8 protein-coding genes and 2 pseudogenes are annotated in these 14,410 nt (G+C 62.3%); 6 read left to right on the top strand and 4 right to left on the bottom strand.

Annotated elements, in window-relative coordinates:
* Positions 1–30: 30 nt before the first annotated feature.
* The 4 genes from DTP52_RS10115 to DTP52_RS10100 all read left to right on the top strand — a co-directional run bounded on the left by DTP52_RS10115 (position 31) and on the right by DTP52_RS10100 (position 4,249).
* A complete protein-coding gene (locus DTP52_RS10115; protein WP_109753228.1) occupies positions 31–981 on the top strand; it encodes a LysR family transcriptional regulator in 951 nt (316 codons plus the stop codon).
* 274 nt (positions 982–1,255) lie between these two features.
* Positions 1,256–2,638 carry an MFS transporter gene (locus DTP52_RS10110; protein WP_109753227.1) on the top strand — a complete coding sequence of 461 codons (1,383 nt, stop codon included), beginning with the start codon at positions 1,256–1,258 and terminating at the stop codon, positions 2,636–2,638.
* Positions 2,635–3,375 carry an SDR family oxidoreductase gene (locus tag DTP52_RS10105; RefSeq protein WP_109753226.1) on the top strand — a complete coding sequence of 247 codons (741 nt, stop codon included), beginning with the start codon at positions 2,635–2,637 and terminating at the stop codon, positions 3,373–3,375. The genes DTP52_RS10110 and DTP52_RS10105 overlap by 4 nt, the downstream gene beginning before the upstream one ends.
* A 25-nt stretch (positions 3,376–3,400) precedes the next feature.
* Positions 3,401–4,249, top strand: a complete 849-nt coding sequence (locus DTP52_RS10100) for an ureidoglycolate lyase (RefSeq protein WP_109753225.1) — start codon at positions 3,401–3,403, stop codon at positions 4,247–4,249.
* A 299-nt stretch (positions 4,250–4,548) separates the two neighbouring features.
* On the opposite strand, the gene DTP52_RS10090 is transcribed toward DTP52_RS10100, so the two are convergent.
* From DTP52_RS10090 to DTP52_RS31570, 4 genes and pseudogenes are all read right to left on the bottom strand, one after another.
* Complete coding sequence (locus DTP52_RS10090) at positions 4,549–7,644, bottom strand: efflux RND transporter permease subunit (RefSeq protein WP_109753223.1); 3,096 nt, start codon at positions 7,642–7,644, stop codon at positions 4,549–4,551.
* Positions 7,645–7,647: 3 nt separating this feature from the next.
* On the bottom strand, positions 7,648–8,817 hold the full coding sequence (locus DTP52_RS10085) for an efflux RND transporter periplasmic adaptor subunit (RefSeq protein WP_109753222.1): 1,170 nt from the start codon (positions 8,815–8,817) through the stop codon (positions 7,648–7,650).
* Between the two features lie 101 nt (positions 8,818–8,918).
* Positions 8,919–9,449: pseudogene (locus DTP52_RS31575) on the bottom strand (methyl-accepting chemotaxis protein); the annotation flags it as partial.
* A gap of 327 nt (positions 9,450–9,776) precedes the next feature.
* Positions 9,777–10,622: pseudogene (locus tag DTP52_RS31570) on the bottom strand (HAMP domain-containing protein); the annotation flags it as partial.
* 825 nt (positions 10,623–11,447) lie between these two features.
* Here DTP52_RS31570 and DTP52_RS10075 point away from each other — a divergent pair.
* Complete coding sequence (locus DTP52_RS10075; RefSeq protein WP_109753220.1) at positions 11,448–12,896, top strand: APC family permease; 1,449 nt, start codon at positions 11,448–11,450, stop codon at positions 12,894–12,896.
* Positions 12,897–12,981: 85 nt separating this feature from the next.
* Positions 12,982–14,403 (top strand): aldehyde dehydrogenase family protein, encoded by a 1,422-nt coding sequence (locus DTP52_RS10070; protein ID WP_109753219.1) that lies wholly within the window; start codon positions 12,982–12,984, stop codon positions 14,401–14,403.
* Positions 14,404–14,410 lie beyond the last annotated feature (7 nt).

The following is a 14,410-nucleotide window of genomic DNA, read 5'->3' as shown; positions in this document are numbered from 1 at the left end:
GTCCGGTTATTGCATCGTCGAGGATTGCCCATGTCCGACCTGTCTTTCTCCAGCTTCTGCGGCTGGCTCAAATTCCGCCATCTGCTGCTGATCGATACCTTGGGGCGCACCTGCAACATGCATTTGGCGGCCGAGCAGATGAACCTCAGCCAGCCGGCCGTGAGCAAGATGCTCAAGGAAATCGAAAGCCTGCTCGGCTTCGCTCTGTTCGAACGTCGCCCCCGAAGCATGCCGCCCACCGCGTTGGGTGAACATGTGCTGCGTTACGCGCAGATCGCCTTGAACGACGCACGTTCGTTCGTCGAACAAATCAGCAGCCTGCGCGAAGGCGGCCATGGTTACCTGAAGGTCGGCGGTATCTTTGCCGCGACGGCGGTGGCCTTGCCCGAGGCGATCTTGCAGATCAAGCAACGCTGGCCCTTGCTGTCTATCGAGGTGGTGGAGCAGACCAGCAACCATCTGATGAAGATGCTTGAGGAGAAAAAGCTCGATCTGGCGGTGGCCCGGTTTACCGAGCAAAGCCAGCAACAGCGCTACGATTTCCAGCCCTTGGCTCCGGAGCCGTTCTGCATCGTGGTCAATGACCGTCATCCGCTGGCGAACGCCGGGCCGACGTCCCTGCAGCAACTGGTGGACCTGCCGTGGATCCTCTACCCGGTCGGCACGCCGATCCGCGCTCGCATGGAACTGGCCTTTGCCGAGGCCGGGGTTGCGATGCCGCGCAACACCATCGATACCATTTCCATGCAGACCTTCCTCCAGGTGCTGCAACGCGGGCCCATGATCGGCATGCTGCCCAACGCCATGGTCGATCCGCTGCTCGAAAGCGGCCAGCTCAAGACCCTCGACACCCCCTTGCACCTGGTACCACAGGACTACGGCATCCTCACGCGAAAGGATGAGCCGCTGGTAGGCGCGGCACTGGAGTTCGCCGAGATCCTCAAGGATAACGCCCGCTTGGCCGCCATGCAGCCTGCTTAAGGACAAGATGAGTCTGTGGGAGCAAGGCTTGCCCGCGATGCAGGCGCCTCGTTTCCCCTCAGACCGCGTCGTCTTCATCGCGGGCAAGCCTTGCTCCCACAGATGACTCGCTACAGGTTCCATGAACTTGAGGGTTAGTTGATAACGCCTCGTTATCGACTAATCCAAAAATGCCATTGGGAAAGAATCGATTCCCGACAGTAGAGTCCTCGTTCAATCGCCGGATGATTCGCTCATTCGACGTGACCCAATAAAAACAATCAGGGGTTACCTCATGCAAACCATCTCCGAGCAGTTGCCCGCCCAGGCGCAAGCTGGCGAGCTCGATTTTGAAGACCGGACCTACCGCAAGGTCATCTGGCGGATCCTGCCCGTGTTGCTGTTGTGCTACATGGCGGCGTACCTCGATCGGGTGAACATCGGGTTCGCCAAGCTCGACATGCTCAACGAGCTGCAATTCAGCAACACCATCTATGCCTTGGGCGCCAGTATGTTCTTCTGGGGCTATTTCCTTTTCGAGGTCCCCAGCAACCTGTTGCTGCATCGCTTCGGCGCACGGTTCTGGATCGCCCGGATCATGCTCAGTTGGGCGGTGATCTCCATGGCCGTGGCCTACACCGTGCCGCTGGCGGCTTTCTTTCACATCGAATCGAGCACGATGTTCTACGTGCTGCGCTTCCTGTTGGGGATCTGCGAAGCGGGCTTTTTCCCCGGCGTGATTCTCTACCTCAACTACTGGTTTCCAACCCATCGGCAGAGCCGGGTGATGTCCGGGTTCCTGTTGGCGTTGCCAGTGAGCCTGACCCTGGGCGGCATCCTCTCCGGTTGGCTGATGAATAGCATGCAAGGGGTGCATGGCCTGTCCGGCTGGCAATGGATGCTGCTCATCGAAGGCATTCCGTCGATCATCATGGCGTTCGTGGTGATCGTCTGCCTGGCCGACAACATCGACAAAGCCAAATGGCTGAGCGTCGCGGAAAAAGCCTTGCTCAAGGCCAATCTGCAAACCGACAACCAGGGCAAGGCCACTCGCTTGAGCGAAGTGTTCTTCAACCCTCGGGTGTGGTTGCTGGTGTTGATCCTGCTGACCTTCAACACCGGCTTTTATGGCCTGGCGTTCTGGATGCCGTCGATCATCAAGAGCACCGGCATTACCAACAGTTTGCACATCGGTTTGTTGACCGCCATTCCTTACTCGGTGGCGATCGTGGCGATGCTGCTCAACGCCCGGCACTCCAACCGCACCGGTGAGCGGCGCCTGCACGCGGCGATTCCGGCCTTCATTGGCGGTGCCGGCCTGATCCTCAGTGCCTTCTTCGCTGACAACCTGGTGTTGTCCGTGCTCTTTCTCAGCGTCTCCGCTTCCGGAATCCTCAGCCTGATGCCGATTTTCTGGACGCTGCCGGGGACCGTGCTGTCGGGCGTCGCCGCCGCAGCCGGGATTGGCATGATCAACGCCATCGGCAACCTGTCGGGCTTCACCGGTTCGATGATCACTGCGGTGGCGGAAACCCTGACGGGCAATATCAACAACGGCACCTATGTACTGGCGCTGTGTCTGTTGGTCAGTGGCGGGCTGATCCTGGCCATTCCCGCCTCGATGCTCGGCAGGACACCCAAGAGCGCCGCCACGGCAGCGCAACTGGAGGCTGCATGAATCTACACAACAAGCGCGTACTGGTGACGGCCGCGGGGCAGGGCATTGGCCTGGCCAGCGCCGTGGCCTTCGCCCGGGCCGGTGCCGAGGTGTTCGCCACTGACATCGATATCCGTGCCCTGACGGGGATCGAAGGGATCACCGCCATGCCCCTGGACGTCACGTCGCCCGCGGCCATCAGCGCCGCCTGCGAACGCATCGGCGGGCTCGATGTGCTGTTCAACTGCGCAGGCTTCGTGCACAGCGGCAATATCCTGGAGTGCGATGAAGTGGCCTGGGCGCGTTCGATGGACCTCAATGTCACGGCCATGTACCGCATGATCCGTGCGTTCCTGCCGGGCATGCTGGCCCGTGGTGGCGGCTCGATCATCAACATGTCGTCGGTGGCTTCCAGCATCAAAGGCGTGCCCAATCGCTTCGCCTATGCGACCAGCAAGGCGGCGGTGGTGGGCCTGACCAAATCCGTCGCCATCGACTTCGTCAGCCAGGGCATCCGTTGCAACGCGATATGCCCGGGCACCGTGGATTCGCCTTCGCTGCGCCAGCGCATCGCCGACCAGGCCGCGCGGCAGGGTGTCGATGAAGCAGAGGTCTACCGGCAATTCCTCGACCGCCAGCCCATGGGGCGCATCGGCAGTACTGAAGAGATCGCGCAGTTGGCGGTGTACCTGGGCAGCGATGCGTCTGCCTACACTACAGGGGCGGTACACGTGATCGATGGCGGCATGAGCCTCTGAATTTTCAATTGAGCAGGAGCACTTCATGAAACTGTTGCGTTACGGCGAAAAAGGTTCGGAAAAACCTGGGTTGTTGGATGATGACAATCAAATCCGCGACCTCTCGGGCCACGTGCCGGACATCGCCGGTCAGGTCCTCGGCCCGGACAGCCTGGCAGCGCTCGCTGCCCTCGACCCGCGCAGCCTGCCGCTCGTTACCGGCCAGCCACGGATCGGTGCCTGCGTCGGTCAGGTCGGCAAATTTATCTGCATCGGCCTGAACTATGCCGACCATGCGGCCGAGTCGAATATGGAGGTGCCGAAAGAACCGATCATCTTCAACAAGTGGACCAGTGCCATCTGCGGGCCGAACGACGACATCCAGATCCCCCGCGGCTCGCTCAAGACCGACTGGGAAGTCGAGCTGGGCGTGGTCATCGGTAAAGGCGGGCGCTACATCGACGAAGCGAACGCCATGGAGCATGTCGCCGGCTACTGCGTCATCAACGATGTGTCTGAACGCGAGTGGCAGCTGGAGCGCGGCGGTACCTGGGACAAGGGCAAGGGCTTCGACACCTTCGGCCCCCTTGGGCCCTGGCTGGTGACCCGGGACGAAATCTTCGACCCGCATACGCTGGATCTGTGGCTGGAGGTTGACGGACACCGCTACCAGAACGGCAATACCCGAACGCTGATCTTCAGCGTGCCGCAATTGATTGCCTACCTGAGCCGGTGCATGAGCCTGCAACCGGGGGATGTGATCTCCACCGGCACACCGCCTGGCGTCGGCTTGGGTATCAAGCCCAACCCAGTGTTCCTGCGTCCGGGCCAGACCATTCGCCTGGGGATCGACGGCTTGGGCGAACAGCGCCAAGTCACGGTGCAGGCGGACTGATCGCTGGGCTCGCTGCCATCTTCGTGAGCCTGCTCGCTCCCACAGGGGCCTGTGGGGCAGATGAATTCTGTGCCTGTCGAAGATCAAACTGTGGGAGCGAGCCTGCTCGCGATGGCGGTGGGGCTGCTTGCATCCACACTGAATGTGCCGCCGCCATCGCGAGCAAGCTTTGCTTCCACAGATCTGACAGGTGTACGACCAGGAGAGCCAGGTCGGCTGCCAGGCCGCCATCGCGAGCCAGCTCCCACAATGGGAACGGAGTACGACCGGGAAAACCAGGCCGGCTATAAGGCCTAGCCTCACTTTGCACCAACACGCCTGACACGCTTCATCACCACCACAAAAAACACCGGCACGAACACCACCGCCAGCGTGGCGCTGATCATCCCGCCGATGACCCCGGTACCGATGGCCTGTTGGCTCGCCGAGCTGGCACCGGTGGCAATCGCCAGCGGTACCACCCCAAGGATGAACGCCAAGGAGGTCATGATGATCGGCCGCAAGCGCAGGCGTGCGGCCTGGAGTGTGGCATCGATCAGGTCGTGGCCTTCGTCGTACAGGCTCTTGGCGAACTCGATGATCAGGATCGCGTTCTTTGCCGACAGGCCGATGATGGTGATCAGCCCGATTTTGAAGAACACATCGTTGGGCATGCCGCGCAACGACACGGCCAATACCGCGCCGAGCACACCCAGCGGCACCACCAGCAACACCGAGGTCGGGATCGACCAGCTCTCGTACAACGCCGCCAGGCACAGGAACACCACCAGCAGCGACAGGCCCAACAGGATGGGCGCCTGGCTACCGGACAAGCGTTCCTGCAAGGATAACCCGGTCCATTCCTGGCCCAGGCCTGTCGGCCCCAGGGCCACCAGTCGTTCGATTTCGGCCATGGCTTGCCCGGTGCTATAACCCGGTGCCGGTTCGCCGGAAATACTCACCGCCGGATAGCCGTTGTAGCGGGTCAATTGTGCCGGCCCCTGTGTCCAGCGGGCTTGGACGAATGCGGACAGAGGGACCATCTTCCCGCTGTTGTTGCGCACATGAATCTTCAGCAAGTCCTCGACCTGGCTGCGCTGGTCGCCCTCGGCCTGGACCACCACCCGCTGCATGCGCCCCTGGTTGGGGAAGTCGTTGATGTAGGCCGAACCCACTGCCGTGGACAACACACTGCCGACGTCGGCGAAGGAAATGCCCAGGGCATTGGCCTGCTTGCGGTCGACCTCCAATTGCACCTGCGGTGCTTCGGCCAGGGCGCTTTCGCGCACATTCATCAGCATCGGGCTTTTTTCGGCGGCGGCAAGCAATTCGCTGCGGGCCTGCATCAACGTCGCATGGCCGAGGCCACCACGGTCCTGCAGACGGAACTCGAAACCGCTGGAGGTGCCCAGGCCGTCTACCGGCGGCGGCAGTACCGAGAACGCCATGGCGTCCTTGATTTGGCTCAGCGCCAGGTTGGCGCGCTCGGCGATGGACGCCGCCGAATCATCGGCGCCGCGTTGCGACCAGTCCTTGAGGGTGGTGAAGGCCAGGGCCGCATTCTGCCCGCTGCCGGAAAAGCTGAAACCGAGAATGATCGTGCTGTCGCCAACCCCCGGTTCGCCGGCGTTGTGGGCTTCGATCTGCTCCACCACCTGCACCGTCCGGTTTTTGCTGGCACCCGGTGGCAGCTGAATGTCGGTGATGGTGTAGCCCTGATCTTCCACGGGCAGGAACGAGGAGGGCAGGCGACTGAACAGCAGGCCCATGCCTACCAGCAACACGCCGTAGATCAGCAGATAACGGCCGCTGCGTTTCAACGCATAGGCCACCCAACCCTGGTAGCGGTCGCCGAATCGTTCGAAGCCACGGTTGAACCAGCCGAAGAAGCCGCCCTGGCTGTGGTGATCGCCCTTGGCGACAGGCTTGAGCAAGGTCGCGCAGAGCGCGGGGGTCAAGGTCAAGGCGAGGAAGGCCGAGAACAGGATCGACGTCGCCATCGACAGCGAGAACTGCCGGTAGATCACCCCCACCGAACCCTGCATGAAGGCCATCGGAATGAATACCGCCACCAGCACCAGGGTGATGCCGATGATCGCGCCGGTGATCTGCCCCATGGCCTTGCGCGTGGCCTCTTTGGGCGACAGCCCTTCCTGAGCCATGATCCGCTCGACGTTCTCCACCACCACGATGGCATCGTCCACCAGGATGCCGATGGCCAGTACCATGCCGAACATGGTCAGCACGTTGATCGAGAACCCCAGCGCGAGCATCGTGGCGAAGGTGCCCATCAGCGCCACCGGCACCACCAGGGTCGGGATCAGGGTGTAGCGGATGTTCTGCAGGAACAGGAACATCACGGCGAACACCAGCAACATTGCCTCGCCAAGGGTGTAGATCACCTTGGTGATCGAGACCTTGACGAACGGCGACGTGTCGTAGGGAATCTTGTATTCCACACCGGCCGGGAAGTAGCGCGACAGCTCATCCATCTTGTTGCGCACCAGGGTCGCGGTGTTCAAGGCATTGGCGCCCGGCGACAGTTGCACCGCCACGGCGGTGGAGGGCTTGCCGTTCAGGCGCGTGGAAAACTGGTATTCCTGGCTGCCGATTTCCACCCGGGCTACGTCGGCGATGCGCACCGTCGAGCCATCGGGGTTGGCCTTGAGCACAATGTCGGCAAACTCTTGCGGCGTGTTGAGCTGGCCTTTGACGACGATGGTCGCGTTGATTTCCTGGGTGCTGCGGCTCGGCAAATCCCCCAGGCTACCGGCCGACACCTGGGCGTTCTGCGCCACGATGGCGGCATTGACGTCAGCCGGGGTCAGGTTGAAGCCCACCAGTTTCTGCGGGTCGATCCAGATCCGCATGGCGCGCTCAGCCCCATACAACTGGGCCTTGCCGACACCGTCCAGGCGCTTGATCTCGTTCATCACGTTGCGCGCCAGGTAGTCGCTGAGGGCCACGTCGTCGAGCTTGCCGTCGCTGGAGGTGAGGGTGATCAGCAGCAGGAAGCCGGCGGAGACTTTGTCCACTTGCAAGCCCTGCTGTGTGACCGCTTGCGGCAGGCGCGACTCCACCGCCTTGAGGCGGTTCTGCACGTCGACCTGGGCCAGTTCCGGGTTGGTGCCTGGTTGGAAGGTCGCGGTGATGGTGGCGCTGCCCAGGCTGCTCTGGGACTCGAAATACAGCAGGTTGTCGGTGCCGTTGAGCTCCTCCTCGATCAGGCTGACCACGCTTTCGTCCACGGTTTGCGCCGAAGCGCCTGGGTAGACGGTGTAGATCTCGATTTGTGGCGGCGCCACGACCGGGTATTGCGCCACCGGCAGTTGTGGAATGGCCAAGATACCGGCCAACAGAATGAACAACGCGACGACCCAGGCGAATACCGGACGGTCGATGAAAAACTGCGGCATGGCTTAGTGTCCTGCCTGTGGCCCGGGAACCTGGGCGAGGGGAAGTGGGGTGTCATCGATCTGGACCTGGTCACCGGGCCGGGCGTGTTGCAGGCCTTCGATGACGATGCGGTCGCCGGGTTTCAAACCGTGGGTGACGACCCAGCGATCGTTTTGCGCGGCACCCAATTGCACCGGTTGCTGGCTGACCTTCTGCTCGGCGTCCAGCAGCAACACCTGGGCGACCCCGGCGCTGTCTCGCAGGATCGCCCGTTGCGGCACGGTGATGCCTTGGCTGTTGACCGCCTGTTCCAGGCGCACGCGAATGAAGCTGCCGGGCAGCAGGTCCAGGTCGGGGTTGGGGAATTCGCTGCGCAGGGTTATCTGGCCGGTGCTCGGGTCAACGCTGAGGTCGGTGAACAGCAACTTGCCGGGCAGCGGGTAAGGGCTGCCGTCGTCCTGAATCAACGTAGCCTTGGCCTGGCCCTGGCCGACCGCTTGCAAAAGCCCTGCGCGAAAGGCGCGGCGCAGGTCGTTGAGTTCGCGAGTCGACTGCGTGAGGTCGGCGTGGATCGGGTCCAGTTGCTGGATCAGCGCCAACGGCGTGCTTTCGTTCTGCCCCACCAGGGCGCCTTCCGTCACCAGGGCGCGACCGATGCGCCCGGAAATCGGCGCGGTCACCGTGGCGTACCCCAGGTTCAACCGCGCCCGCTCTACGGCGGCCTTGCTGGCAGCGACATCGGCTGCGGTCTGACGCACGCTGGCCCGGGCGTTGTCGTAATCCTGGCCACTGATCGCCTTGTCATCGATCAACTGAGCGTAACGCTGTGCCTGCAAGCGGGCCTGGAACGCATTGGCCTCGGCCTTGCGCAACGCCGCCTCGGCACTGTCCAGGTCGGCCTTGAACGGCGCCGGATCGATGCGAAACAGCACATCGCCTTTCTTCACATCGCTGCCTTCGCGAAACACTCGCTGCAAGACCACGCCGGCCACCCGCGCCCGGACTTCGGCCACTCGCGGCGCGGCGATACGGCCGCTCAGCTCGTTGCTGATCGACAGTGGCCGGGCCTGGACGGTTTCGACACGCACGCTTGCCAGCGGGGCGGAGGCTTCAGGGGTCGAGGTGCTATCACAGCCACTGAGCAGCAGTGTCCCGACCAACAGGCCCAGTGTGACGACAGGAATCTTGGACATGGTGCTTCCCCAATATTGAGCCGCCCATGGTAGGGATCCAGGCCCATGACAGGGGTGAAGCTTTGTAGGCGCTCTGTGAAATTGTGTAATCACACAGGCCGCTAAATCCGAAAATGCCCCACCAACTGCTGTTGACGGTTGGCCATGGTATGCAGCGAGTGACTTGCCTGAGAGGCTTCCTCCATTCGGCCGGTCAAGGTCTCGCTGATCCCGCGAATGTCACTGACGCGATGGCTGATGTCTTCTACCACGGCACTTTGCTCCAGGGCCGCGCTGGCGATCTGTTGGTTCATGTGTTCGATCACTGCCACGGCGTCGCTGATGTGCTGCAGCGCCGCATGGGTTTTTCCGACTTGAGCGACGCTGTCCCTGGCCTGTTCGCGGCTCAGTTGGGTGCTGTGCACGACCTCCTGGCTCAACTGCTGCAGCGCTTCGATCACCGTGCGTATCTGCTCGACCGAGTTCTGGGTGTTGCTGGCCAGATGACGGACTTCGTCAGCCACCACCGCGAAGCCGCGGCCCTGTTCACCCGCCCTGGCTGCTTCGATGGCGGCATTCAAGGCCAGCAGGTTGGTCTGCTGGGCAATGGCGCAGATCACGTCCAGCACCTGGCCGATGTGTTGACTGCTGCCGGCCAACGCCTGCACTTGCCCGAGCGTGGTCTCCAGGCGCCGGTCGAGGTGATCGATGCTGGTGACCGCATCGGCGAACAGTTCACGCCCCGAACGGCTGGCATTTTCGGCGACGGTAGCGGCATCGGCCGCCTGGTGGGAGTGGCGGGCCACTTGCTGGGCGCTGGTGCTCATTTCATGCAGGGCGGTGGCTGCCAGCTCGACTTCCCGGTACTGCGTGTGCATGCCCGCGCTGACTTCCCGGGCCACCTGCGCCGACGTATCGGCGGTGTTGCGGGTGTCCAGGGACGCTTGCTGGATATCGCGAATAATGGGCTGCAATTTGTCGAGAAAGCGGTTGAAGCCATTCGCCAGTTGGCCCAGTTCATCGTGGCGGTCATTGGGCAGGCGCTGGGTGAGATCGCCATCGCCTTCGACAATCGCATCGAGCATATGCGCTACCCTCAGCAGCGGCCGGGTCACGCCATAAGCGGTGAGCCAGATAAGCAATAGTCCCAAACCGGCAGCCAGCAAGCCCAGACCGAGGTTGAACCAGTTGGCCTGGCGATGCTTGTCGTCCAGCTGTGCCTGCATTTGCAGGGCCGGCGCTTGCACCAGCGCTTGCGGCACGCGTATCTGCAACTGCCAGGGGGTATTGGCGGGAACGGTTTGCACGGCTTGTCGAACGTCGACTGAGGTGTCGGTCACACTGCCGCTATGGCCGGCAGTTTGCCCTGAAGGGGAAAGAATGTTGATCTCGCTGTGGCCGGGGTACAGGTCGTCGGCCAGTTGGGCGGCGAGTTCCTGAAGGGTCCCGAGACTGATGTCCATGCCCACCACACCGATGATTTTGCCCTGGTCCGACAGCGGGATGGAAATGCTGCTCATCAGGGTTTTCTGGCCTTCGACTTCAATCGCGTAGGGCTCCGTCACGCAGGTGTGCCCCTGGGTCTGTGGGCAGACGTACCAGGCGTTCGCCGGCTCGCTGCCCGGCGGCGCCGTGTTGGCACTGATCTGGGCTTCGCTGAGCACCTCCTGGACCAGATGCCCGGGTTGGCTCTGCGACCAGTACAGGGCAAAGCGACCGTTTTCGTTGCCGGCCAGGCTGCGCTGGCCCGCGAAACCGGCATCGTCACCGGCCAGCGCGTCGGGCAGCAGCACGACGTAGAAGCCGAGCACTTTCCCGCGATCCATAAGTGCCTGACGGGTCGCGCTGACCAGGTCCTGGCGCAACTGTCCTGGCGTCAGTCGCCCGTTCAGTGCCTGGGCGCGCAGTTGCAAGACCTGCTGGGCGAAACCTTCCCCATAGATCGCTGTTTCGCTGAAGAAGCGTTCCACCCGCTGACCATGAGCCAGGGCCTGAGCCTGCAGGCCTTCCAGGGCCGAGCGCCCCAACAGTTGACCGCTTTGCTGCTTGAGCAGCGTCGCGCCTTGCTGGTTCTGATACAGGGAGGCGCCGGTCAATGCCCCGACGACGGCCAGCAGGCACAGCCCACTCAAGAGTGTGATCCGCCATTGGATAGAGAGACGAGCGAAGAACATGCTGAAGTTTTCCTACGCATGGGGGTTTTTATTGTTTTGGGCCCAGCGCTGTCTGAGCGGTGGGCGAGGTTATCTTGCGGCAGGATGCGCCTTCCCGTTATCCCGAATCGGCAGCCGTTGTGCTCCGGCATTGGGCTAATGCGGTTCACTTAGGGCAACGACATACCTGTGGCGAGGGGATTTATCCCCGATGGGCTGCGAAGCGGCCCCAAATGCAGGCAACCCGGTGTATCAGACAGATTGAGTTGACTGCTTAGGGGCCGCTTCGCGCCCCAGCGGGGATAAATCCCCTCGCCACAAGGGCTGACCTGTTTTGGGGCACGGCTTTGGATGCTGCCGTTTTGGGATAGCGAAGGGTTTTGGCAAGGGCCTAGCATCGAATCCAGCGTGCAAGCAGAACAATAAGCTTTTGGAAGTCGGCGAAGCTGGCCGTCTCCGATCCAGCAACAACTGCCTCATACAATAAGGTCAAGAACAATGAGTGTATCTTTCCCGATCAGCAGCTCGACGGAGTTGAAGCGCGGCGCCCTGGGCGTCGGCTTTATCATCTTCTTTGTGATTTCGGCGGCGAGCCCCTTGAGTGTCATCGCCGGCGGTTTCCCCATTGGCATCATGTTGGGCAACGGCGCCGGCACACCGGCATTGCTGCTCCTGGCGCTGCTGGTGTTGCTGGCCTTCTCGGCGGGCTACACCGCCATGTCCCGGCACATGACCAACGCCGGTGGCTTCTACGCGTTCACCTCCCGTGGCCTCGGTGGCCTGGCCGGTGGGGCGGCGGGGGTGCTGGCGATGTTTGCCTACAACATCCTTCAAGTGGGCCTGTATGGCATGTTCGGTGGCGTGGTCAGTGGCACGATGGCCAGCGTCTTTGGCCTGGACTTGCCGTGGTGGACTTACTCGCTCCTGGCAATGGCGAGCATTGCGATCCTCGGCTATCGCAAGATCGACCTGTCGGCCCGGGTCCTGTCGGTGGTGGTGGTTGCCGAGTACTTGGCGATCCTGACGCTGGATTTCGCCATTCTCAAGACCGGTGGCGACAGCGGCATCAATCTCGATTCGTTCGAGCGCAGCCATGTGTTCAGTGGTACGCCGTCAATCGGCTTGCTGTTCTGTTTCGCCGCCTTCATCGGCTTCGAGGCCACCACCATCTATGGCGAAGAGGCGAGGAACCCGCACCGTACGATTCCTATCGCCACCTACAGTTCGGTGCTGTTGATCGGTGGTTTCTATGCCCTGTCGGTCTGGTCGATGATCGTCGGCGTCGGGGCGGACAAGATCGTGCCGACCCTGCAGGCGCTCCAGGATCCCACCACCTTCATCTACGGCATGTCCGATCATTTTGTCGGCCCGTACCTGACCCAGATCATCCGCGTGCTGTTCATGGTCAGCATCTACGCCGGGTTGCTGGCGTTCCACAATGCCGCGGCTCGTTACTTCTATGCCATCGGCCGTGACGGTTTGCTGCACAGCCGGTTGGGGACCACCCATCGTGTGCACCAGAGTCCGCATATGGGTTCGGTCCTGCAAAGCCTGATCGCGGCGGTGGTGGTGCTGATTTTCGCCGCGCTGGACGCCGATCCGATCCTCCAACTGTTCGCCTGGTTCTCCAACCTGGCCACGCTGTGCGTGATCCTGCTCATGGCCCTGACCTCGGCGGCGGTATTTGTCTATTTCCGCGCGCATCCGGAACTGAAGCTGGGGCTCTGGCGCGGTCGGATTCTTCCGGGTTTTTCGTGCCTGGCATTGCTGGCGGTCCTGGCCCTTGCGGTGATTCATTTCGATGTGCTGACCGGCGCCAGCCAGCTCTTGTCCTACGGCCTTTGTGCCGTGATTCCCGCCGCGCTGATCGTCGGCGTGCTCCTCGCTGTTCGATTGCGCAAGGCTTCGCCCGAGCGGTTCATGGCGCTGGGAAGCCACAAGCTCTAAGGCGTCAAGCGACAACGTCAATCCACCCAGAAAACAAGTCCGCTGTCGTTCCGGACGGTTCGTCAGCGCGTGAAAGGAAGGTGCTATGCACGATTATCAAATGCTCATCAATGGGGCGCGGGTCGACGGTGAAAACGGCCACTTCGATGTGTTCAATCCGGCGACCGGTACCGTGTTCGCCCGCTGCCCGGCCGGTTCCCTCGCCCAACTGGACCTTGCCGTCGAAGCGGCGCAAGCGGCCTTTGTCGAGTGGCGACACAGTACTCATGAAAACCGCCGCCAGCGCCTGCTGAGCATCGCTGCCGATCTTGAACAGGAAGCCGAGTCGTTGGCCCGGCTCATTGTCCTGGAGCAGGGCAAGCCACTGGAACTGGCGTTCTCCGAAGTGATGGGCGCGGTGGCCTGGACGCGTTATGCCGCCGAGCAGCAGATTCCCGTAGAGCTGGTGGAAGAAACCCCGACCCAGCGCATTGAACTGCACCGCAAGCCGTTGGGCGTTGTGGCGTCGATCACGCCCTGGAACTGGCCGTTCATGATCGCCGTCTGGCACATCATGCCGGCGTTGCGGGCCGGTAACTGCGTGATCAGCAAACCGTCCAGCCTGACCCCCTTGAGCACCCTGCGCCTGGTGGACATCATCGCGCGCCATGTGCCTCGTGGCGTGATCAGTAGCGTGACTGGTGAACAAGGTTTCGGCAGCGCGATCACCGCCCATGCCGGTATCCAGAAGATTGTCTTCACCGGCTCGACCGCCACCGGCCAAAGCGTGATGCGCGGCGCTGCCAGCAACCTCAAGCGCCTGACCCTGGAGCTGGGCGGCAACGATGCCGCCATCGTGCTGCCAGGCACGTCGGTCGAGGCGGTCGCCGAAGATATTTTCCAGGCGGCCTTCCTGAACATGGGGCAGACCTGCGCCGCCCTGAAGCGTTTGTACATTCACCAATCCCAGTACGAGGCCTTTGCCGAGGCCCTGACTCTAATCGCCAGGCGTCAGGTGGTGGGTGACGGCCTGGCGCCTGGAGTCACTTTTGGCCCGGTGCAGAACCTCGAACAGTTGGCGCTGGTGGAGGAACTGGTGGCCGATGCCCGTGCCCATGGGGCGCGGGTGTTGTGCGGCGGTGCCCGTCTGGACCGTCCGGGCTTTTTCTATCCGCCGACCCTGGTTGCCGATGTCACCGATGGGCAGCGCCTGGTGGACGAGGAACAGTTCGGTCCGGTGCTGCCCCTGATTGCCTATCAGGATATCGAGGATGTCCTGCGCCGCGCCAACGCCGGCGAAATGGGCTTGGGCGGATCGGTCTGGGGACGCGACAGCGAGCAGGCACAGGCATTGGCCAGTCGCCTGGAATGTGGCATGGCCTGGGTCAACTGCCATGCGCAGATCCAGCCGAATACGCCGTTTGGCGGTAGCAAGATGTCCGGGTTCGGCGTCGAGTTCGGCCTTGAAGGGTTGCTGGAGTTCACCGGCCAGCAACTGCTGTACGTACGCAAGCGTGAAACAGAATGAGGACTGC

Source organism: Pseudomonas sp. 43mfcvi1.1, assembly GCF_900115935.1.
Taxonomy (GTDB): Bacteria; Pseudomonadota; Gammaproteobacteria; order Pseudomonadales; family Pseudomonadaceae; genus Aquipseudomonas; species Aquipseudomonas bijieensis.
This window is presented reverse-complemented; position numbering and strand designations above follow the sequence as displayed.

Excerpts from the sequence above, each read along its gene's own strand:
- DTP52_RS10070 (WP_109753219.1), top strand. The coding sequence starts at position 12,982 with ATGCACGATTATCAAATGCTCATCAATGGGGCGCGGGTCGACGGTGAA.
- DTP52_RS10110 (WP_109753227.1), top strand. The coding sequence starts at position 1,256 with ATGCAAACCATCTCCGAGCAGTTGCCCGCCCAGGCGCAAGCTGGCGAG.
- DTP52_RS10075 (WP_109753220.1), top strand. The coding sequence starts at position 11,448 with ATGAGTGTATCTTTCCCGATCAGCAGCTCGACGGAGTTGAAGCGCGGC.
- DTP52_RS10105 (WP_109753226.1), top strand. The coding sequence starts at position 2,635 with ATGAATCTACACAACAAGCGCGTACTGGTGACGGCCGCGGGGCAGGGC.
- DTP52_RS10085 (WP_109753222.1), bottom strand. The coding sequence starts at position 8,817 with ATGTCCAAGATTCCTGTCGTCACACTGGGCCTGTTGGTCGGGACACTG.
- DTP52_RS10115 (WP_109753228.1), top strand. The coding sequence starts at position 31 with ATGTCCGACCTGTCTTTCTCCAGCTTCTGCGGCTGGCTCAAATTCCGC.
- DTP52_RS10100 (WP_109753225.1), top strand. The coding sequence starts at position 3,401 with ATGAAACTGTTGCGTTACGGCGAAAAAGGTTCGGAAAAACCTGGGTTG.
- DTP52_RS10090 (WP_109753223.1), bottom strand. The coding sequence starts at position 7,644 with ATGCCGCAGTTTTTCATCGACCGTCCGGTATTCGCCTGGGTCGTCGCG.